The organism is Streptomyces sp. NPDC003284, from assembly GCF_053589675.1.
The window spans coordinates 90610-110805 of sequence record NZ_JBSFSI010000014.1; the positions used below are offsets into that span (position 1 = coordinate 90610).

Consider the following 20196-nt stretch of genomic DNA (forward strand, 5'->3'; position numbering starts at 1 on the left):
AGAACCGAGTTCCGGCCGTTCGGCCCCGCACGCACCACACGCCCTGGAGTGATCCCATGCCGGAATCCGCCCCGTATCTGCATCGCGCTCCCTCGGCCCGCCCCTACTTCAGCCCGGACGGCGAGACCTACCTCGCCCAGACACCGCTGCGCGACATCGAGAAGTCCCGGCCGCTGCGCGTGCTGTCCGAGGAGGACTTCGCCTTCTGGCAGACCTACGGCTACGTCGTCGTCCGCGACGCCGTCTCGCCGGGCGCGGCCAAGAGCCTGCTGGAGTTCGCCTGGGAGTTCCAGGGCCTGGACCCGGACCGCCCCGACACCTGGTACGAGGAGCGCGAGTTCCGCTCGGACCTGGACCGCGACCTGCATGTGTACGGCTTCGTCGAGGCGTACCACCACCAGCTCCTGTGGGACAACCGGCAGGACCAGCGGGTCTACGACGCCTTCGTGGACGTGTGGGACTGCGAGGAGCTGTGGGTCACCCTCGACCGGCTCAACCTCAACCCGCCCAACCGGGGCAACCGTTCGCGCTCGCTGATCGCCCCCACCGACGAGGGCTTCGACATCGAGCTGCACTGGGACGTCGACACCACGCTCGGTGTGCTGCCGCAGCGGGTGCAGGGCATCCTCGCCCTCAACGACACCGACGCGGCGCTCGGCGGCTTCCAGTGCGCGCCCGAGCTGTTCCGCCGGTTCGAACAGTGGCGGATCGAGCAGCCGCAGGACCGCGACCCGATCCGGCCGGCCGTCGACCGCGCCGACTTCCCGGTGGTCCGGCCCGAACTGCGCGCCGGTGACCTGCTCATCTTCAACGGGCTGCTGGCGCACGGGGTGGCGCCCAATGTCTCCGAGCAGGGCGTGCGCGCCGCACAGTACCTCTCCATGATGCCCGCGCTGGAGGAGCACGAGCAGCTGCGCCGCTCGCGCGTGGAGTCGTGGCGCACGCTCAGCACCCCGGACTGGAACCCGACGCTGCTCGGCCACGCCGTCCGGCCCGAGGCCGATCGGTACGGCCCGGCCACCCTGAACGGCCTGGGCCGCAAGCTGCTCGGGCTGGACTCCTGGAGCGGACGCGAGGACGCCGAGTGACCGGGCCGAGCGCACCCGAGCGGATCTGCCTGGCCCTGCCCACCAACAGGGCGTGCTCCCCCGCCCTCGCGGCCGTCGCCGCCGAAGCCGCCCACGCGGCCGGGCACTTCGGCGTCGAGGTCCACCTGCTCGTGCTCGACTCGTGCGACGAGCCGACCCGCGCCGAGCACGCCCGTGTCCTGGCCGCGCTGCCCGCCGCGCCGGGTGTGGTCACCCACCACCTCGACGAGGAACGGCAGCGGGTCTTCCTGCGGCGCGTGATCGAACGCTCCGGATGTGCCGACGCCGACCGGCTGCTGTCGCTGCTGCTGCCGGACGACGTCTCCTACGGCGCCTGCACCGACCGGGTGTTCCTGATCGCCGCCACCCTCGGCTGCCGCTCGGTGCACCGCAGGGACTCCGACAGCGCCTACCAGACCTTCGAGGGCGCGCCCGTCTTCCCCGTCCACCACGAGGTGGCCGCGCTGGGCCGGCCCGCCGCGCAGGTGGCGGACCTGGTGTCCGAGACGGTACTCGACCCGGCCCTCGCCCGGCGTCCCGTCTCCATGGCCGGTGCCTCCTTCATCGGTGAACTCTCCGTGGACATCGGGGAGATGGCCGAGCTGGACGCGGCCGTCTACCACGACGTGGTGAGCCTGTGGGCGCCCGGCCACTGGTCCGAGGAGAGCCGGCGGGAGCTGGTCGAGGAGTCCTTCCGGGGCGCCGGGACCGATCCGTTCACCGGCGACCGCTCGACGCTGACGCTCGTCGACCCCATGCGGGTCGACATGTGCAACATCGCCTTCAGCAGCGCCGTGTACGAACGGGTGCCGCTGCCCCCGGCCACCCGCACCATCGGCAGCGACTACTTCCTCATCCACCTGGTGCACGACGCCACCCTGCCCGGGGTGCTGCACAACCGGCACATCGAGAACTTCTACACCCCGGAGCGGCGCACGGACGCCGGATTCCACGCCTACCAGACACGGTTCGTGAAGTTCCTGCTGTCCATGCTCTACTTCCACTTCGTCTACGAGCGGATGGCCGCCGCGGGCCCCGCCCTGCTCGACGACGACCAGCAGGTCCGGCCCGCGGCGGTCGCCGGACTGCTGCGCGAGAGCACGCGCCTGGACCGGGACGAGAACCGCTGGCGCCTGGACCGCGTCGACACCGCCTACCGCAAACTCGGCGGCCGGTACGCGCAGTTCGCCGAGTCGCTGAGCACACGGCGCGAGCTGCTGCTCGACGAGGCCGTGCGCGACATCGAGGAGTTCGCCCTGCTGACCGACTCCTGGGCGGCGCTCGCGCGCGCGGCCCGCGAGGACGCGGCCGGGCCCGACGGGACCGGGAGCACCAGCGGGTGAGCACGGACGACATACCGGCGCGGCTGGCCCGCGCCCTGGCCGCCGCGGACTCGGACCGCCTCGTCTACGACCTCGCCGGGATCAGGGACCAGTACCGGCGCCTGCTGGCCGAACTCCCCGGTGTGCGCGTGCGCTTCGCGGTGAAGGCGTGCCCGGTCGACGAGGTGCTGGACTGCCTCGCCCGGGAGGGCGCCGGATTCGACGCGGCGAGCCCCGCCGAGATCGAGCAGGGCCTCGCCCGGGGCGTGCCCCCGGAGCGGATCCACTACGGCAACACCGTGAAGTCCGACGCGGCCGTCGCCGAGGCGTACCGCCTGGGTGTGCGCACCTTCGCCACCGACAGCGTCCAGGACGTGGCGGCCCTCGCCGCGCACGCCCCCGGCTCCCGTGTCTTCTGCCGGCTGTCCACCACCGGCCAGGGCGCGCTGTGGGGGCTGAGCCGCAAGTTCGGCTGCTCGGCCGAGGACGCGGTGCGGGTGCTGGAGACGGCCCGCGCGGCGGGTCTCGTCCCCGCCGGGCTGTCCGTGCACGTCGGCTCGCAGCAGATGACGGCGGAGGCGTGGCGGGACGCGTTCGACACCCTCGCCGACGTGCTGACGGCGCTCGCCGCGCGGGGCATCGTGCCCGATCTCGTCAACCTGGGCGGCGGGCTGCCCGCGCTCGGCTATCTCGACCGGCACGGCCAGCGGCTCGACCCGCCCCTGGACAAGATGTTCGCCGTCGTCCGGGAGGGCATGGAGCGGCTGCGCGAGACCAGTCCCGTGCCCCTGGACTTCGTCATGGAGCCCGGCCGGCACCTGGTCGCCGACCACGGCGCGGTCCGCGCGCACGTGTACCGGCTGACCACCCGGCGGCAGCCCGGCGGCGCCACCGCCCGCTGGCTCTACCTCAGTTGCGGCAAGTTCAACGGCCTCTACGAGATGGACCAGCTCTGCCACCGGCTGGTCTTCCCCGGCCGCACCGGCGCTCCGCTGGTGCCCGCGGTGGTCGCGGGCCCGACGTGCGACAGCGACGACACCTACGGCGCGGACGGCCACCGGACGCCGGTGCCCGAGGACCTCGCCTCCGGCGACCCGGTCTGGATCCTGTCCGCCGGTGCCTACGCCACCAGCTACATGACCCAGGGCTTCAACGGCTTCCGCCCGCTGGACTGCGCCACGACGGACACCGCGCCGGACGCCCCGGCGGACACGACGGCGGACACGCTGGCGTACGCCGTGCCGGGCACCTGGGTGGCGGCCGGGCCGGAGGGGACGGACTGACGTGGACCACGCACCGCGCGTCCGCGCCCTCGCCGACGCCGACTGGCCGCGGGTCGCCGCCCTGGAGGCGGCGGCCTACGCCGGAAGCGGCCTCACCGAGGGGCAGGCCGCGCTGGAGTCCCGGGGCCGCGTCTCGCCCGGCACCTGCTTCGTGCTCGACCTGGGCGACCGGCTCGGCGGGTACGTCCTGGCCCTGCCCTACCCGGAGTCGGCCTTCCCCGACCTGGCCGCACCGGAGCGGGCCGCCCACCGCACCGCCAACCTGCATCTGCACGACCTGGTCGTGGACGAGCGCCTGCGCGGCCGGGGCCTGGGCGCCCGGCTGGCCGGGCATCTCACCGCCGTCGCGGCGGACCGGGGCTTCGAACGGATGTCGCTGGTCGCCGTCGCCGGACTCGAAGGCTTCTGGCGCGGGCTCGGCTACCGGGCGCACCGCGACATCGAGGTCCCGTCCGGCTACGGCCCCCACGCGCTGTACATGTCCACCAGGGTGCCTGTGCGCGGCCCCTCCAACAGGAAGAAGCGGGCCGATGACGGTGCTCCGCGTCCGTGACGAGTCGGCCCGCGCCAAGTGGGCCGTCGCGGCACTGTTCTGTTTCCTCGGCTTCCAGTACGCCACCTGGACGAGCCGGCTGCCCGCCCTCAAGAGCCGGCTCGACCTGTCCGAACAGGAGCTGGGCCTGCTGCTGATGGCCTGCGGGGTGGGCGCGGCGGTGTCCTTCCCGCTGGTCTCGTACCTCATGCGGCGGCTCGGCTCGCGGCGGCTGTCGCTGCTGTCCGGGCTGTGCCTGGCGGTGCTGCTCGCGGCCCTGTCGAAGGCGCCGGACTACCCCGTGGCGCTGGTGATCATCTGCGCCGACGGGGTGGCCGTCGGCGCGCTGAACGTGGCCATGAACGCCCAGGGCGCCGCGCTGGAGAAGCGGTTCCGGCGCACGGTGATGTCCCAGTTGCACGCGACCTTCAGCGCGGGCCTGCTGGGCGCCGCGCTGCTGGCCTCCGGGGTGAACCTGGTGACCTCGGCCGTCACGGCGCACTTCGCCGTGGCGTTCGTGCTGCTGCTGGTGCTGCTGGCCTGCGCGCGGCGCGGTCTGCTCGACGAGCCCGAACCGGCCGCGGGGGCGGCACCGGAGGAGACCGGTGCGGCCGAGGGCGCGGACGCGGCGGCGGACGCACCCGCCGGGCGGCGCCGCAAGGGCCTGAGCCTGCCCGGCCGCGCGACCCTGTGGATGGGCTGCGCCATGGTGTTCGGCACCATCACCGAGGGCGCCATGAACGACTGGTCCGCGCTCTACATGAAGGACATCGCCAAGGCGTCGGCGACCGTGGCACCGCTGGGCATCGCCGTCGTCTCGGTCATGATGCTGCTGGCCCGTGTCTTCGCCGACCGCTGGCGCACCCGCTGGGGCGACGGCCGCGTGGTCGTCTGCGGGAGCGCCGTCGCGGGCGTCGGACTGGCCCTGGCGCTGCTGGCCGGCGGTGTCGTGCCGACCCTGCTCGGCTTCGCCTGTGTGGGCCTGGGCGCCGCCGCCGTCACCCCGTGCGTGTACGTGGCCGCCGCCGCGGGCGGTTCGGACGCGCTCGCGCTGGTGGCGGCCATGGGCACCACCGGTCTGCTGATCGGGCCCGCCCTGATCGGCTTCATCGCGGGCTGGGGCGGACTGGTGGTCGGCATGTCCGCCGTGGCGGTCTCGGCGCTGATCGTCTCCCTCGCGGGCACCCGGATCAGCTGGAGCACCCACGCCCCGGCCGCCCCGGCGGCGGCTGCGGACGACCGGGCGGCCGGTGACCGCCCGGTGGCCGGCGAGCCGCGGGCGGCCGAGGACCGGCCGGTCGCCGAGGGCCTCACTCCCTGAGTGTCGTCGCGGTCGGCCGGCGGGACGCGCCGGTCGCACCGCGCACACCGCTCAGCGGACGCAGCCGGTAGGTGTAGCGGTAGTCGCGGTCGGCGAGCAGCTTGTACTCGTCATGGGTGTGCGCGCCCCAGCTGTTGTCGCCGCCCACGCCCATCTGGCGGTGGTTCAGCCGCAGGACGACCTCCTCGCGCGCGGTGAGCTGGTAGTCGTGGCGCGCGCCGAGCGACAGGTCCTCCGGGGTGAAGTGCGAGGCGTTGAACTCCAGCAGCGGTTCGCCGGAGGCGAGCAGGCCGTTGCCGTCGCCGTCGGTCAGCGCGACCCAGCGGACGTCGGTCTTGTTGCCGTTCTCCTGCGGGCGGATGTACGGGGTCCACTGGCCGGACACGGTCCCGGAGTACAGCCCGACATCGGTGCCGTCGTTGCGGTCCCAGTGGTTCTCCTCGGGGCCGCGCCCGTAGTAGTGGAGGTGCTCCAGGCGGCCCGGCAGGAGCAGCAGCGTGCCGACCTCCGGCAGGTAGGGCAGGCTCGCCGCGCCCGGGTGCACGGTGTTGTCCACCTTGATCTCGGCGTTGCCGAACACGGTGTACGTCGTGGTGTAGGCCGAGGCGACGGTGGTGGGCAGGGTGCCGGTGACCGCGATCTCCACGGCCCGCTCGCCCAGGGCCCGTACGGCGACGCCGGTCACCGCGCGGCGGGCGCCCGCGTCGCGCCAGGTCTGGTTGCGGGTGTGCTGGCCGTTGCCGCGGTCGTTGTCGGTGGGGGCCCGCCAGAAGTTCGGTACGGGTCCCGAGCTGATCAGGCGGCGACCGCGGGCCTCGTAGGAGGTGATGACGCCGGTGCTCCGGTCGACGGTCACGGAGAAGTCCCGGCCGGTGACGGTGATCGTGCGTCCGTCGTCCCGGTGACGCAGGGCCGGGACGCTCTCCAGCGGCCGCGGGGTGACGGCCGGGCTGCCCGCGTCGACGGGGAGCTGTGCCTTGGCCACCTCGAACCCGGCGTCCGCCCATGGGGTGGACTCCCTTGTGGTGAAGGAGAGTTCGAGGAAGTACTCGGTGCCCGGGGCGGGTGCGGCGGGCAGGACGAGGGGCACGGTGATGTCCTTGCGGGACAGCGGGGCCACGTCGAGCTGCGCGCGGGTCAGCCTGCCGCGGCGCACCGCCTTCCCGTCCGCCACCAGCGTCCAACCCGCGTCGAATTCGCGGAGGTTGGTGAACAGGTACTCGTTGGTGAGGGTGAGCGCCCCGGAGGTGAGCGTCCCGGAGGAAGGGGCCCCGGAGGCGCGCGCCCCGGCGCCCGCGGCCGGGCTCACGCCGATCGCCTGGTAGATCCGCTTGACCTCGGCCGCCTTGCCGGTGTGGCCGCGGTCGGCGGTGACGATCCCGTCGGCCTGGAAGTTGCCGTCGTTCGGGTTGTCCCCCCAGTCGCCGCCGTAGGCGAGGAACGTCCGCTCCCCGGGCCGCTCGCGGCGCACCCCGGCGGTGGCGGCGTCGAACCAGAACCGTACGCCCTCGTCGCCCGGTGTGCGCGCGTCGGAGGCGAGTTCGGCCGCGCTCAGGGCACGGGCGTACACCCGGGCCCGGCGGATGGTGCCGCTGAACGCGCGGGTCGGGTTGTCCACGTCGCCGCCGAGCGCGAGCGGCGACGTGGTGGAGCCGGGCCGCACGGTGGTGGCCCGGGTGGCGCGGGCCGCGCCGTCGGCGTACAGGGTGAGGGTGCCGGCCCGGTCGTCGAAGACACCGGCGACGTGGTGCTCGGTCCCGGTCCAGCCGTCCGGCAGTTCCCAGCTCGCGGTGATCCACTGCCCGGCGGCGTGGATGAAGAACTCCAGCCGGGAGTCGGTCTGTTTCAGCGCGTACTGGGTGTCGCCCTTGGCGATCAGCGGCTGGTGGTAGCCGGTCACGCGCGGGGTGATCCACGCCTCCAGGGTGAGGGAGCCGGTGAGGTCGAGGCGGTCGTCACGGGCGAAGACGGTGGTGCCGGAGACGCCCTCGCCGCGGGTGAAGCCCGCGTGGGCCGGCAGCACCTCGCCGGTGAGCCCGGCGGGTCCCGTCTCGGTCAGCGACGTGCGTTCAGGAGTGGGCCAGTTGAGGCCCTGGTCGACGAAGTCCCAGATCCAGCCGCCCTGGAGCACGTCGTGGCGGCGGACGACGTCCCAGTACTTCTTGAGGTTGCCGTTCGAGTTCCCCATCGCGTGGCAGTACTCGATCATCACGTACGGCCGGGTGTCGCCCGTGTCCGCTGCGCGCTGCTCGACGCGGGCGGGGCTCTCGTACATGGCGGAGCGGATGTCGCTGATCCCCGGCCGGTCGTCGCCCTCGTACTGGATGACTCTGGTGGTGTCGTAGGAGCGGATCCAGTCGTGCATGGCGACGAAGGTGCTGCCGCCGCCCGCCTCGTTGCCCAGGGACCAGATGACGGCGCAGGCGTGGTTCTTGTCGCGGTGCACCATGTTCTGCGCGCGGGCGACGCAGGCACGGGTCCAGTCGGCGTGGTCGCCGGGGAACCGGTCGCGGATGCCGTGTGTCTCCAGGTTGGTCTCGCCCACCAGGTACAGCCCGTACTCGTCGGCCAGTTCGAGCCAGTGCGGGTTGTTGGGGTAGTGCGAGGTGCGGACGCTGTTCATGTTCAGCCGCTTGATGGTCCGGATGTCCTCGGCCATGTCCGCGCGGGTCAGTGCCGTGCCGCGGTCGGGGTGCATCTCGTGGCGGTTGGTGCCGCGCAGGGAGACGGGCCTGCCGTTGATGCGCATCAGCCCGTCCCGCAGGGCGAACTCGCGCAGGCCCACCCGGTGCGAGAGGGTCTCGGTCACCTTGCCCGCCGGGTCGCGCAGCCGCAGCACGGCGGTGTACAGCTCGGGGTGCTCGGCCGACCACAGCCGGGGCGCGGGGACGGCCCGGGAGGCGTGCACCGTCACGTCCTGTCCGGCGGGCACCGAGCCGAGGTCCGCGCTCTGCTCCAGCGGGCGCGGCCAGACGGCGTGGCCGCGCGGGTCGTACAGCTGGGTCTCCACGGTGTACCGGCCCTCGTGCGCGCCGCCGTAGGCCCGTACGCTCGCGGTCACCGCCAGGTCGGCGGCGGTGTATCCGTCGCGCAGCGGGGTCTCCAGCCTGAAGTCGCGCAGATGGACGGCGGGCGTGGAGTACAGGTAGACCGAGCGGAAGATCCCGCTCACCCGGATCATGTCCTGGTCCTCCAGCCAGTCGCCGTCCGAGTAGCGGTACACCTCGACGGCGATCTGGTTGGTGCCCGGCTCCAGGTACGGCGTGATGTCGTACTCGGCGGGGGTGTACGAGTCCTCGTGGTAGCCCGCCGGCTTGCCGTTGATCCACACGTAGTGCGCGGACTTGACCCCTTCGAAGTGCAGGAACGTCCGCCGCCCCGCCCAGTCGCGCGGCACGGTGAAGGTGCGCCGGTAGCGGCCCACGGGGTTGTAGCGGGTGGGCGCGGCGGGCGGCTGTGGCTCCTCGCCCAGGCCGTTGGCTCCCCAGTAGGGGTAGGTGATGTTGACGTAGATCGGGAAGTCGTGGCCGTGCGTCTGCCACACGGAGGGGACGGGGAGGGTGTCCCAGGAGGAGTCGTCCAGGTCGGTGCGGTAGAAGGTGTCGTCGCCCTGGTCGGGGCGGGCCGACCAGGCGAAACGCCAGGTCCCGTCGAGGCTCTGCCGGTAGGGCGAGCGGGTGCGGTCGGCCCTGAGGGCCTGGTCCGTGTCGGCGTAGGGCATGAGCGTGGTGTGCGGGGGCTCGGTCCCGAGCCGGAAGACGTCGATGTGGCCGTTCCACTCCGTGCCGGTGGCCGTCGGCCCGTCGGCGGCGGCCGCGGACGCCGGGCCCGGGAGCGCGGGCACGGCGAAGGCTCCGAGGACCGCGGCTCCCGCTCCGATCAGACGGCGGCGGCTGACGACCGGCCGGGCGGGACCGTGCGCGGCGGGCGGGTGCGGGTGCTGCATGACCATGGCCTTCCTCGATGCTGGACAGTGCGCCGCCGTGGGGAGCGGAGCGCCGGCAACTGTCCGATGCTGTTGGTAAACCGAACACGAGCTTTCGTCGGTCGCCGGGTCGGCGACAGGAGCGATGTCGGTATGTCGAACGGAAGTTGACGCCGGTACAGATCGCTGACGCTGGTGGCAGAGGGGGCTGTGGAACCAGGCACACCCTAGGACCCGGACGCAACCGAGGCAATGATGCTGTCGGACTGTGTTCGTTCTTGATGAACGGCCGGAAGCGTATCGGCCCACCCCGCCACGACGTCCGGATAATGAGACAGCGTTGCCGCATATTGATACATGGTATTTACATGCGTCTTATGCGCAGCCCAGACACCCCGACCGCCCCCACCGGTACCCCCACGCCCCCGGCCGGGACCTCCCCTGCCGACCGCGCCGCCCGCCGGGCCGTCACCGTCTTCCCCGTCCTCGTCATCGCCGCGGGCGCCGCCGGTCTCGCCTTCCCCGGCACCTTCGCCGGATACGGCACCGACGTGCCCTATCTGCTCGGCGTGATCATGTTCTGCATGGGGCTCACCATGTCCCTGGAGGACTTCAAGGGCGTGGCGCGACGGCCCTGGGTGGTCCTGCTCGGTCTGGCCGCCCACTACGTGATCATGCCGGGACTCGGCTGGCTGATCGCGCACCTGCTGCACCTGTCGCCCGCGCTCGCCGCCGGTGTCATCCTCGTCGGCTGCGCGCCCAGCGGCACCGCCTCCAACGTGGTCACCTACCTGGCCCGCGGCGACGTGGCCCTGTCGGTCTCCGTGGCGACCGTCTCCACCGTGCTGGCCCCGTTGCTGACCCCGCCGCTCACCCTGCTGCTCGCGGGCCAGTACCTGCCCGTCGACGCGGGCTCGATGGTGACCGACATCCTCAAGACGGTGCTGCTGCCCGTGCTCGGCGGTGTGGTGGTGCGCCTGGTCGCCGGGCGGTACATCGGCCGGGTGCTCGGCGCCATGCCGTGGCTGTCCTCGCTGGCCATCGCCGCGATCGTCGCGGTGGTCGTCGCGGGCAGCGCGCACGCCCTGAAGTCCGCCGCCCTCACCGTCCTGCTGGCGGTCGTGCTGCACAACGGCTGCGGGCTCGCCCTCGGCTACGGCTGCGGCCGGCTCACCCGGCTCGGCCGCCCCGCCTCCCGCGCGATGGCCTTCGAGGTCGGCATGCAGAACTCCGGCCTCGCCGCCTCGCTCGCCACCGCCCACTTCAGCCCGCTGGCCGCCCTGCCCGCCGCCGTCTTCTCCGTCTGGCACAACATCTCCGGCGCGCTGGTCGCCGCGTGGATGGCCCGGCGCACCCCCCGCGCGGCAGCGGCCGCCGAGGGATGATGCCCCGCGGCTGACCCGTCCCTCCTGGCGTCCGCTCCGGCGGCGGACGCCGGGACGGAGGCCAGGAGGGACAGGTCAGCCGTGCCACGGCTCGTCGGCCTGCTCGTCGGCAAGCTCGTCGGTCGGCTCGTCGGCGCGGCCCGCCGGGGCCGTGGCGTCCGGCAGCAGCAACCGGAAGGTGCAGCCGCGGCCGGGCCGGTTGTCCAGTTCGAGGCGTCCGCCGTGCGCCGCCGCGATGGCGGCGGCGATGGCGAGCCCGAGGCCGGACCCCGGTTCGGCGCCGGGCCCGGTGGCCGCTCCCCCGCAGGGGCCGGGCGGGGTCGCGCGGAAGAAGCGTTCGAAGACGTGCGGGGCCTCGTCGGGGCGGATGCCGGGGCCGTCGTCCGCGACCTCGACGACACAGACGGGGCTGCCGGGCGGCAGCCTCCGGCCGCTGCCGAGGGTCCCCCCGGCGTCGGCGCGGGTGGCGCCGACCCGGACCCGCACGCCGCTGCCCGCGGGTGTGTGGACACAGGCGTTGGAGAGCAGATTGCCCACGACCTGTGCCAGCTGGTGCGGGTCGCCGGGCGCCTCGATGACGTCCAGGGCGTGTTCGGCCTCGGCGGGACGGGTCACGAGCGGTTCCAGGGCGATGGCCCGGTGGGGGTGGCGTACCGCGGTGGTGGCGATGGCGTCGGCCGCGAGGGAGAGCAGGTCGACCGGTTCCCGGTGCGCCACCGGGGCGTCACCGAGCTTGGCGAGCAGGAACAGGTCGTCGACGAGCCGGCTCATGCGGTCGGCGTTGTGCGCGATCAGAGCGTGCGCCTCCTGGCGCCTCCGGTCGGACATGCCGGGTTCGTCGAGGAGGAGTTCGGCGAACCCCTGGATGGCGGTGAGCGGGGTGCGCAGCTCGTGCCCGGCGTCCGCCATGAAGTGGCGCAGCCGCGCCTCGGAGGTCTCCGTGCGGTGCAGGGCGGTGCGCAGACGGTCGAGCATGGTGTTCAGGGCCCGGCCGAGCCGGCCGACCTCGGTGTCCGGTTCGGCCACCGGGACATTGAGTTCCAGGGCGCCCTCGGTGATGCGCTGGGCGGTGTGCTCGACGCGGGTCAGCGGGCGCAGCCCGAGCCGGACGGCGCTGCTGCCGAGGGCGCCGACCGTGACGGCGACGGCGGCGCCGAGACCGAGGCTCAGCCAGAGGAGTTTCGCGGTGGCGCCGTCCACGGTGTCCAGCGGCAGGGCCACGACGGTGCGCATCCGGTCGGGCCCGGGGTAGGCGATCACGCGCCAGCCGGAGCCCGGGGACCCGTCCTCGGCCGCGACGGTGCTCGGGCGCCCGGCCGGCAGATCCAGTTCCGCCGCGTGCCGCGGCAGCCGGGGTCCGGGCCCGTCGTCGCTGCCCAGCGACGCGGGCAGCAGGTTGCCGCCGGTGTCGTAGAAGTAGACGCGGTAGTCCGAGGGCAGCGCGTCGTCCGGGCGGGGCGGCCGTGGCGCTGTACCGGCGGCCAGGTCCGCGTAGACCCCGTCCGGGGGGCGGAAGTGGGAGAGCCGGTGGTCCACCTGGTCGGTGAGCCAGCCGCGCAGGACCGTCAGCCCGGCGAGCTGGCACAGCAGGACGGCGCCGGTGGCCAGCAGACAGGAGAGCAGCACGAGGCGGCTGCGCAGGGACCGCGGGCGCAGCCGGCGCAGCCCTCTCACCGGCCGGCCGCGCGCGTGTCGTCGCGCGGCAGCCGCAGGCAGTAGCCGACCCCGCGCACGGTGTGGATCAGCGCGGGAGGAAAGCGGTCCACCTTGCGGCGCAGGTTCTTGATGTAGGTGTCGACGATGCGGGTGTCGCCGGAGAAGTCGTAGCGCCAGACCTGCTGGAGGATCTCGGCCTTCTCCAGCACCCGTTCGGGGTGGGCCAGCAGACAGGCCAGCAGCCGGAACTCGGTGGGCGAGAGCTTCAGCGGATGGCCGGCGCGCCGTACGTCGCGGGTGGCCTCGTCCAGGGTGAGGTCGGCGTAGCGCAGGGGCGGGCTGCTGCCGGTGGTGGAGGCGGGGGCGTTGCTGCGGCGCAGGATGGCGCGGATGCGCAGCAGCACCTCCTGGACGTGGAAGGGCTTGGTGACGTAGTCGTCGCCGCCCGAGCTGAGGCCGATGATCCGGTCCTCGACCCCGGTCCGTGCGGTGAGGAACAGCACCGGGGTGTACACGCCCTGTGCGCGCAGCTCGCGGGTGAGCCGGAAGCCGTCGGTGTCGGGCAGCACGACGTCCAGGACGATCAGATGGGGACGGCGGCCCGCGGCCTCGGCCATGGCCTCCTGTCCGCTGGCCGCGCTCGCCACGGCGTATCCGGCCACGCCGAGCGCGGAGGTGAGCAGGGCGCGGATGCTGGCGTCGTCCTCCACCACCAGGACCGTGTGCCCGGCGGCGGACGTGCGCGGTGAGCTGTGCGGGTCGGTCACGTGCTGGCACCTCGGGATACGGACGGGGCGGGAGCGGGGCCGGGCGGTCGCGGCCTCGGCCCGCGCAACGGTAGGCGGCGCGGCTGTGCGGTTCTTGTGAGCCGCCCGGGGTGCGGTGCGGCAAGGGGTCCGGCGCCCCGGGCGGCTCCGCCGTGGCGGGCGGCCCGGGGCGCCGGGGCGGTCAGCCGGTCACCTCCTTGTCCCCGGCCAGGGCCCGGGTGCGGTCGGTGACGGTCTTGGTGAGCTTGGTCAGCGCGGTGTCCAGCTCCTTGGACGCGGCGCCGGTGGCGCGCACCTGTTCCGCGAGGGACTTCAGCTGCCGGTCCGCCTCGCCCGAGCCGTAGAACTCCCGGTAGAGCCGCTGGTACGCCTTCTTGTAGACGGCGTCGAAGGCGTCCGACCCGAGGAACCTGGTCTTCAGGACGTGCTGCATGAAGCCCCCTCGGCCCGCCGGTGCGTCCGCGCCCCCGCCGCCGCCGGCCGCTTCGCCGGGCATGCCTTCCGGCGCCTTCTCGGGCATACCCTGCGGCGCCTGGTCCGGCATCCCTTCCGGTGGCTGGTCCGGCATCCCCTCCGGCGCCTTGCCGGGTGTCCCTCCGGGCGTGCCGCCCGCCGCTCCCCCGGGCCCTCCGCCCGGCATGCCGACGGAGTCGTCCGGGCCCGCCTTCGCGTCACCGCTGAAGGTGAGGTTGTAGTCCCAGCCGAGGACGGAGAACTTCCTGGTGTCCAGGTCGTACCACAGCAGGTAGTTCTTGCCGGGACCGGCCATGTCGTCGAAGTTCAGCAGCAGGTTCTGTGTCGCCAGGTAGGCGGCCAGCGAATCGACGTCGACATATCTGCCGAGGTCCCGGGCGAACTCCTCGTCCGAGGCGCCGTTGACCCATTTGATGAGCCGCATCACCGGTTCGAGGTCCTGGCTGCCCTTCTTGTCGAGCTGGGCGAAGGAGGTCTCGTACTCGGTCGGGTCCTCGCCGCGGTACTCGAAGCTGCCGCCCGCCTTCGCCTTGTACAGCACGCCGTTGCCGTCGCCGACGTCGGCCGCGTAGTCGGTGTCGGGCGCCTCGACCATGAGCCGGGTGGCGGCGGGCCGATTGTTCACCTTCAGCTCGGTGAAGCCGTACCGCTCGGCCTTCTGCCCGCTCTTCCCGGTCAGAGTGAGGGACAGCGCCTCGTTGAGGGGGACTTGGCCGTTGCTGCCGGGGCGCAGCGAGATCTCCCGCTCGCCCTGGTAGGCGCGGCCCTCCACATACTCGTCGATCTTGACCAGCCAGGGCAGCTCCTCCGGTCTGCTCGGCGAGAGGTCGTACTGCACCATCCCGCCCATGCCGCCGGGCCCGCCGCCCGCGGGCCGCCCCTGGCCGCGCTGCGCCCCCGCGCCCGCCCCGGGGGCGCCGGCCGTGGGAGCGCCGCCCGCCGCGGCGCCCTGGGGGGCACCGGGCAGCTCGCGGCCGCCGCCCGGCAGACCCCGGCCGCCCCGCAGGGAGGACAGCGTGGAGTTGCCCTTGAGGCGGATCCCGACGTCGTTGAGGTAGACGCCGTCGACGACGAGGTCGGCCTCGATGTAGTCCTTGGTGCCGTCCTTCTTGAACTCCTTCATCATCTTGTCGAACTCGGTCTGCCGGTAGGTGAGCTGGATCGAGTGCGGGACCGATGTGTCGTACAGGTCCACCGAGCCTCGGACGTCGTCGGTGATGGGGTCGCCCTCGGCCCGGGAGGACGACGTGACGTACGGGGAGATCCGCGCGTCGCCCAGGAAGACCACCATCGCGGCCAGTCCCACGCCCAGGCTCGCGGCGGGTCTCCAGTGGTGGCGCAGCCGTACGGGGAGCCGGTCGCGCAGCCTCCGCCCGCGCCGCACGGGGGTGTCTTCGGCCATCACAGATCCGTGGTGTCGTAACCGGTCAGGACCGTGACCCGCTGGCCGGACGTCCGCTCCTGGAGCGCGCTGACCAGGTCGCCGGGTTCGGCGCCCTTCTTCAGCCGCACCGTGTAGAAGACCTCGGTCAGCGCGCCGCCGCGGATGGTCTCGGTGCTCACCAGCTCGAACTCGCTGGTGTACTTGATCAGTACGTCCCTGATCTGCGGCGTGTGGTCCTCACCGGCCGGCACCTGGACCTTGACGACCTGCCGCTGCACGTTCAGCGCGAACCAGTCGAACTTGAACATCACGACGACGACGGCGCAGACGACCACCGCGCCGACGGCGGCCAGCGTGTAGAACCGGGCGCCGCAGGCCATGCCGATCGCCATCGCCAGGAAGATGAACCCGACGTCCCTGGTCTCCTTGACGGCGTTGCGGAAGCGGACCACGGACAAGGCGCCGACCAGGGAGAAGGCCCGCGCCAGGTTCGAGCCGACGACCAGCATGATCAGCGCGACGATCATGCCGACGATCACGAGTGTCTGCACGTAGGACTGGCTGTAGGAGACATTGCGGTGCGTGTACCGGTACACGTAGCCGATCAGGGTGGACAGGACGAAGGACAGCACCATCGCCACCACGACGTCGGCCACGCTGAACGTGCCGCTGAGTTCCTGCAAGTCGAAGTTCACTGTGCTCCTACCTTCAACGACGCGTTCCGCGCCGGCCGCTGCTGCGGCAGACCTTCGGTGGTGGGGTGCGGCGGGACGTCCGTCTCGCCGATGTGGAAGACCGAGCGGGGTGCCAGGCCGAACGCCTCGATGGACTGCACGTACTTCGAGACGCGGACGAGGTCGAGATTGCGGCGGGCGGCCAGGTCGGTGATCCAGTGCGGGGTGCGCTCGTTCACCTTGATCTCCATGACCGACAGGTGCGGCGGGACCGTGAACCGGTTCTCCGGCGTCCGCGTGCCGAAGTGGAAGTCGCGGTCCCGGCCCCGGATCCGCCGGTCGAAGGTGACCCGCAGCCCGGTGTCGGCGGCCCGGCCGACCAGTGCCTCGCGCTGGTAGCCGGTGATCGCGGTGGGCCGCAGATCGAGCCGCACGACCAGTTCGAGGACCTCCTGGACGAAGGCACGTTCCTTCGCTGAGTGCTCCACCAGTTCCCGGTCGTCGCACAACTGCCGTGCCACGGCGTAGGGAAGGGTGATACGGCGCTTTTGCGTGACCCGGTTCACCCGCTGCTTGATCTCCACGCAGACCGGGGATTCCTCGGTGACCCCGTCGAGGTCGCCGTAATGCCGGATGCGCAGCTTGCGGCGGAACTTCAGGCCCTCGATCTTCTCCCAGTAGAAACGGAGCCGGGGGCTGTCGTAGTACAGGCTCCACACGCCGTAACCGCCGACCGGACTGTGCAGATCCCGGTCCATCCGCTCGGCCAGTTCGTCCCGGATCTCCGCGGCCTGCTCCACCGGGACCAGGTATTTCAGCTCGAACCGGTTGAACGCGTGCAACCGGCTGGCCACATGCAGCGGCTCCTCGCTCCCCTCGTCACCGCTCGCGGCCACCTCAGACACGGACACCATGCGCCTCCTCGCTCCTACGTCGCCGACCGCCCGCCCCGGCCATACGCAACCAAGAGCACATGAGGAGCCGATGAGAATCGCGGGTCGATTCCAGGAGTCCTGTAAATGGCCGAAAGATGAACGAGAGGTGAAGCACGCTCCGCGGCCGACCGGGAAGCAGCAGGAACACAAGAAAGAAGGACCGCAAGAAAAAGAAGGAAAAGAAGCGAAAAGCACGGAAGAAAGGGAAGTGCCGGGAAGCGCTGAAAAGGCGACGGAAGAGCAGAAGGAGCCGTCGGGGAAGCGGAGGGGTCAGCCCATCTTCCGGTCGAACCAGAGCGTCACGAAGGTGGGCAGCAGGCCGGCCCAGAACAGGAACTCGGGCCCGGTGCGCTCCGTCCACGGCACCTGGGTGAGCAGCAGGGCGCAGACCATCGCCCAGGCGGCCTGGCCCAGGACGATCCGCGGCCACAGACGGCGGCGGACCAGCGAGAGCAGATTGATCCGGACGCCCGCGCGCAGCCTGCGGTAGCGCAGCAGCGCGCCCACGCCCCAGATCACCGCCATCGGAACGAGGTCCCACAGCCGCTGCCCCGGCGAGAGGGGCAGCGCGCGGGAGGTGTCCGAGGAGAACAGCCCCACACCGGCGCCGGAGAGCGCCACACAGAGCAGGGCGAGCCAGCGGGTCCCGCGCAGCAGGCGGTAGGAGGCGTGGTCCAGGCCCTGCCGCATGGCGGCCGAGCCGGGGGTGACGGCGAGCGCGTCCGCATACAGGGCGGCCGCCTCGGCGGCCCTGACACCGGCCGCGCTCGCCACCTTGCGGGTGCGCCTGGCCAGCGCCTCCGGGTGCTGCGGGTCGAGCCGCAGGATCGCCCGGTCCAGCGCGTCGGCGGCGGCCGCGTCGCCCGACAGCCGGGCGATCAGCTGGGCGACCTCATGGGCGTACACCTCCTCGGGACCCAGCCGCAGCGCCTCGCGCGCGAGGGCGGCCGGCTCCGCGGCCAGTTCGGTCAGGTCCCGCGCCTCCAGTTGTCCGCCCCTGGCCTGGCCGCGCCGGACCAGCCGGGCCCGGAAGACGAGGTCGGCGAGCCGGGCGTACGGGTACCAGTGGTGCGGGGCGAGGCGCACCGCCGCGCGCAGCGCCTCCTCGGCCTCCTCGAAGCGGCCGTCGACGTGCCGCAGCACGGTGCCGCGCAGGATCAGCGCGTCGACGTAGTGCGGGTCGGCGCCGAGCGCCTCGTCGCAGGCGTCGAGGGCTTCGCGGTACCGCTGGAGGGCGTGCCGGGCGCGGCCGAGCAGCAGCCAGGCGCGGGCGTCGTCGGGGTGCTCGGCGAGATGGCCGCCCAGCAGGGCGGCGGCCTCCTCGTACCGCCCGAGGCCCAGGAGCCCGTCGGCCCGGCCGACCGCCGGGTGCGCGGTGGTCACGACCGGGCCACCCCCTTCCGGACGGCGGTCACAGCTTGCGCTTCTTCCTCAGATAGGCGACCAGGTCGTCGTACATGCCGCCCTCGTTGGCGAACATGGCCACGTTGCGGGCCGAGGCGAACCAGGGGCCGGTGGAGGGCACCACGTCCTGGGCCGCGGCCAGCAGGTCCTTCGTGCCGATCATGCGGACGGTGCCGGTGCGCGCGGAGTCGAGCAGGGCGCGCTCGGCGGCGGCCTCGCACACATGGGCGAGGTCGGCCCCGGAGAAGCCGTCGGTGGCCTTGGCCAGGCGGCCCAGGTCGATGTTCTCGACGGGGCGGTCGCGCAGGTGGTAGCGGAGGACCGCCTCGCGGGCCGGGGCGTCGGGCGGCAGGACGAGCAGGGTGCGGTCCAGGCGTCCGGGGCGGCGCAGGGCGAGGTCCACGTCCCAGGGGACGTTGGTCGCGGCGAGCACGAACACCCCTTCGTTGGCCGCCGAGTCGATGCCGTCCAGCTCGGTGAGCAACTGGTTGACGGTGTTGCGCATGCCGCTGTGCGCGGTACGGCTGCGCTTGGCGCCGAGCGCGTCGAGTTCGTCGAGGAAGACCACGCAGGGCGCCTGGCGGCGGGCCGTCTCGAAGATCTCGTGCATGTTGCGCTCGGAGTTGCCGACCCACATGTCCAGGACGTCGTTGACGGACACGGACAGGAAGCCCGCGCCGAGTTCACCGGCGACCGCGCGGGCGATGAACGTCTTGCCGCAGCCGGGCGGCCCGTACAGCAGCAGCCCGCCGCGCAGGCTCTTGCCGTAGAGCCTGCGCAGTTCGGGGTTGCGCATGGGGGCGAGGAAGGCCGCCTCCAGCCGGTCCTTGACCTCCCGCATCCCGCCGACGTCGGCGAGCCGCACCGTGCCGGGCGCGTCCACGTCCCAGGCGTCGGCGCCGCCCGGCGCGTCCTGCCCGTCGGCGGCCAGCGGGGTCTCGGTGAAGCGCGGCGGCACGATGTCGCCGACCTGCTCCTCGGCGGCCCGCCAGTCGAAGCCCTCCGGGGCGGGCGGCCGGGGCCCGCGCGGTGCGGCGGGCTCCTGCGCGGGGGCGGCCGGGAACCCGGGGGCGGCCGGAGGCTCGGGCGTGGCCGGAGGTTCGGGCGTGGCCGGAGGTTCGGGCGTGGCCGGAGGTTCGGGCGTGGCCGGAGGTTCGGGCATGGCCGGAGACTCGGAAGCGGGCGGCGGCTCGGCAGCGGGCGCGGATGCGGATGGGGGCTGCTGCGGCACGCCCATGGCGCGTGCCATCAGCTCCCGGGCCTGCGCGTCGCCGGGCGCGTGCTGGAGGGCCGCGGCGACCTCGGCGACCGCCGCGTCGGACCGGCCCGCGCCGAGGAGGAGTTCGGCCAGGTGCAGACGCAGGGGTACGTCCGCGGGTGCCGCCGCGACGGCCGATCGCAGGCTCTGGATCAAGGGAGAGTCTTCCGCCATGGCGTCCAGCCTACGGAGGCCGTGATCAACGCCCGCGCCCCGCCCCCGGGTCCGCTCCCGGCCCGCCCCCGCGAACTTTGCTTCACCGTACACGTAGATGCATAATGCGCTTATGCATAAGCGGGTTATGGACCAGCCGGAGGCGGACGCGACCGCCGAGGACCTGATGACCGCCGTGGAGCAGATGGTCCGGTACGTGCGCCAGAGCGCCACGGCCGGCGGTCTGAGCACCGCGGCCTCCATGGCGCTCGGGCGGCTGGGCCGCGAGGGGCCGCAGCGGCTCACCGAACTCGCCCGCGCCGAGAACGCCTCGCAGCCCAACATGACCCAGCTCGTCACCCGTCTGGAGCGCGCGGGCCTGGTGCGGCGCACCGCCGACCGGACCGACGGCCGGGGCGTCCTGGTGGAGGCCACCGAGACCGGCCTCGCGCTCTACCGGCAGCGGCGGGCCGAGCGGATGCGGGCACTGGAGCGGCTCGTCGGGGAACTGACCGGACCCGAGCAGCACGCGGTGCGCGTCGCCCTGCCCGCACTGGCCCGCGCGGTCCAGGACCGGCCCGTGCCGTAAGGGCACGGCGCACCTGCCCCCGTGCCGCCACCGCGGCGGCCCGCCC

Annotated in this window: 15 protein-coding genes; 7 read left to right on the forward strand and 8 right to left on the reverse strand. The window is 73.0% G+C overall.

The genetic code is table 11. The features are described 5' to 3' along the window. Window positions 1–56: 56 nt before the first annotated feature. Genes ACWDYF_RS26405 through ACWDYF_RS26425 form a run of 5 tightly spaced genes read left to right on the forward strand, consistent with a single transcriptional unit; the run spans window position 57 to window position 5546 of the window. Window positions 57–1088: a phytanoyl-CoA dioxygenase family protein gene (locus ACWDYF_RS26405; protein ID WP_389471490.1), complete on the forward strand. Its 1032-nt coding sequence runs from the start codon at window positions 57–59 to the stop codon at window positions 1086–1088. After that, window positions 1085–2431 carry a DUF6271 family protein gene (locus tag ACWDYF_RS26410; RefSeq protein WP_389471494.1) on the forward strand — a complete coding sequence of 449 codons (1347 nt, stop codon included), beginning with the start codon at window positions 1085–1087 and terminating at the stop codon, window positions 2429–2431. Before ACWDYF_RS26405 ends, ACWDYF_RS26410 begins: the two co-directional genes overlap by 4 nt. Further along, window positions 2428–3693, forward strand: a complete 1266-nt coding sequence (locus ACWDYF_RS26415) for a type III PLP-dependent enzyme (RefSeq protein ID WP_389471496.1) — start codon at window positions 2428–2430, stop codon at window positions 3691–3693. Before ACWDYF_RS26410 ends, ACWDYF_RS26415 begins: the two co-directional genes overlap by 4 nt. 1 nt (window position 3694) lies before the next feature. Continuing rightward, complete coding sequence (locus ACWDYF_RS26420; protein ID WP_018566546.1) at window positions 3695–4246, forward strand: GNAT family N-acetyltransferase; 552 nt, start codon at window positions 3695–3697, stop codon at window positions 4244–4246. Continuing rightward, window positions 4224–5546: an MFS transporter gene (locus tag ACWDYF_RS26425; protein WP_389471500.1), complete on the forward strand. Its 1323-nt coding sequence runs from the start codon at window positions 4224–4226 to the stop codon at window positions 5544–5546. Before ACWDYF_RS26420 ends, ACWDYF_RS26425 begins: the two co-directional genes overlap by 23 nt. On the opposite strand, the gene ACWDYF_RS26430 is transcribed toward ACWDYF_RS26425, so the two are convergent. Beyond that, the gene (locus ACWDYF_RS26430) at window positions 5536–9492 is read right to left on the reverse strand and encodes a glycoside hydrolase family 2 TIM barrel-domain containing protein (RefSeq protein WP_389471503.1); all 3957 of its coding nucleotides are present in this window, start codon (window positions 9490–9492) and stop codon (window positions 5536–5538) included. The genes ACWDYF_RS26425 and ACWDYF_RS26430 overlap by 11 nt on opposite strands. Window positions 9493–9848: 356 nt before the next feature. Here ACWDYF_RS26430 and ACWDYF_RS26435 point away from each other — a divergent pair, with 356 nt between their 5' ends. Next, a complete protein-coding gene (locus ACWDYF_RS26435) occupies window positions 9849–10856 on the forward strand; it encodes a bile acid:sodium symporter family protein (protein ID WP_381744747.1) in 1008 nt (335 codons plus the stop codon). Window positions 10857–10931: 75 nt separating this feature from the next. Here ACWDYF_RS26435 and ACWDYF_RS26440 read toward each other — a convergent pair whose 3' ends face one another. The 7 genes from ACWDYF_RS26440 to ACWDYF_RS26470 all read right to left on the reverse strand — a co-directional run bounded on the left by ACWDYF_RS26440 (window position 10932) and on the right by ACWDYF_RS26470 (window position 19582). Further along, entirely contained in the window at window positions 10932–12530 is a 1599-nt protein-coding gene (locus tag ACWDYF_RS26440) for a sensor histidine kinase (protein WP_389471507.1), read from the reverse strand. Further along, window positions 12527–13279, reverse strand: coding sequence for a response regulator transcription factor (locus ACWDYF_RS26445; RefSeq protein ID WP_381744745.1), 753 nt, complete (start codon window positions 13277–13279; stop codon window positions 12527–12529). Before ACWDYF_RS26445 ends, ACWDYF_RS26440 begins: the two co-directional genes overlap by 4 nt. A 181-nt stretch (window positions 13280–13460) precedes the next feature. After that, window positions 13461–15155 carry a CotH kinase family protein gene (locus tag ACWDYF_RS26450; RefSeq protein WP_389471510.1) on the reverse strand — a complete coding sequence of 565 codons (1695 nt, stop codon included), beginning with the start codon at window positions 15153–15155 and terminating at the stop codon, window positions 13461–13463. Then, the gene (locus ACWDYF_RS26455; RefSeq protein ID WP_381744743.1) at window positions 15155–15832 is read right to left on the reverse strand and encodes a DUF4956 domain-containing protein; all 678 of its coding nucleotides are present in this window, start codon (window positions 15830–15832) and stop codon (window positions 15155–15157) included. Before ACWDYF_RS26455 ends, ACWDYF_RS26450 begins: the two co-directional genes overlap by 1 nt. Beyond that, a complete protein-coding gene (locus ACWDYF_RS26460; RefSeq protein ID WP_381744742.1) occupies window positions 15829–16725 on the reverse strand; it encodes a polyphosphate polymerase domain-containing protein in 897 nt (298 codons plus the stop codon). The genes ACWDYF_RS26455 and ACWDYF_RS26460 overlap by 4 nt, the downstream gene beginning before the upstream one ends. Before the next feature lie 291 nt (window positions 16726–17016). Then, window positions 17017–18129 carry a tetratricopeptide repeat protein gene (locus ACWDYF_RS26465; protein WP_389471515.1) on the reverse strand — a complete coding sequence of 371 codons (1113 nt, stop codon included), beginning with the start codon at window positions 18127–18129 and terminating at the stop codon, window positions 17017–17019. Between the two features lie 28 nt (window positions 18130–18157). After that, on the reverse strand, window positions 18158–19582 hold the full coding sequence (locus tag ACWDYF_RS26470; protein ID WP_389471517.1) for an ATP-binding protein: 1425 nt from the start codon (window positions 19580–19582) through the stop codon (window positions 18158–18160). Window positions 19583–19694: 112 nt separating this feature from the next. On the opposite strand from ACWDYF_RS26470, the gene ACWDYF_RS26475 reads away from it, so the two are divergent. Then, entirely contained in the window at window positions 19695–20150 is a 456-nt protein-coding gene (locus ACWDYF_RS26475) for a MarR family winged helix-turn-helix transcriptional regulator (protein WP_381744739.1), read from the forward strand. The last annotated feature ends 46 nt before the right edge of the window (window positions 20151–20196 follow it).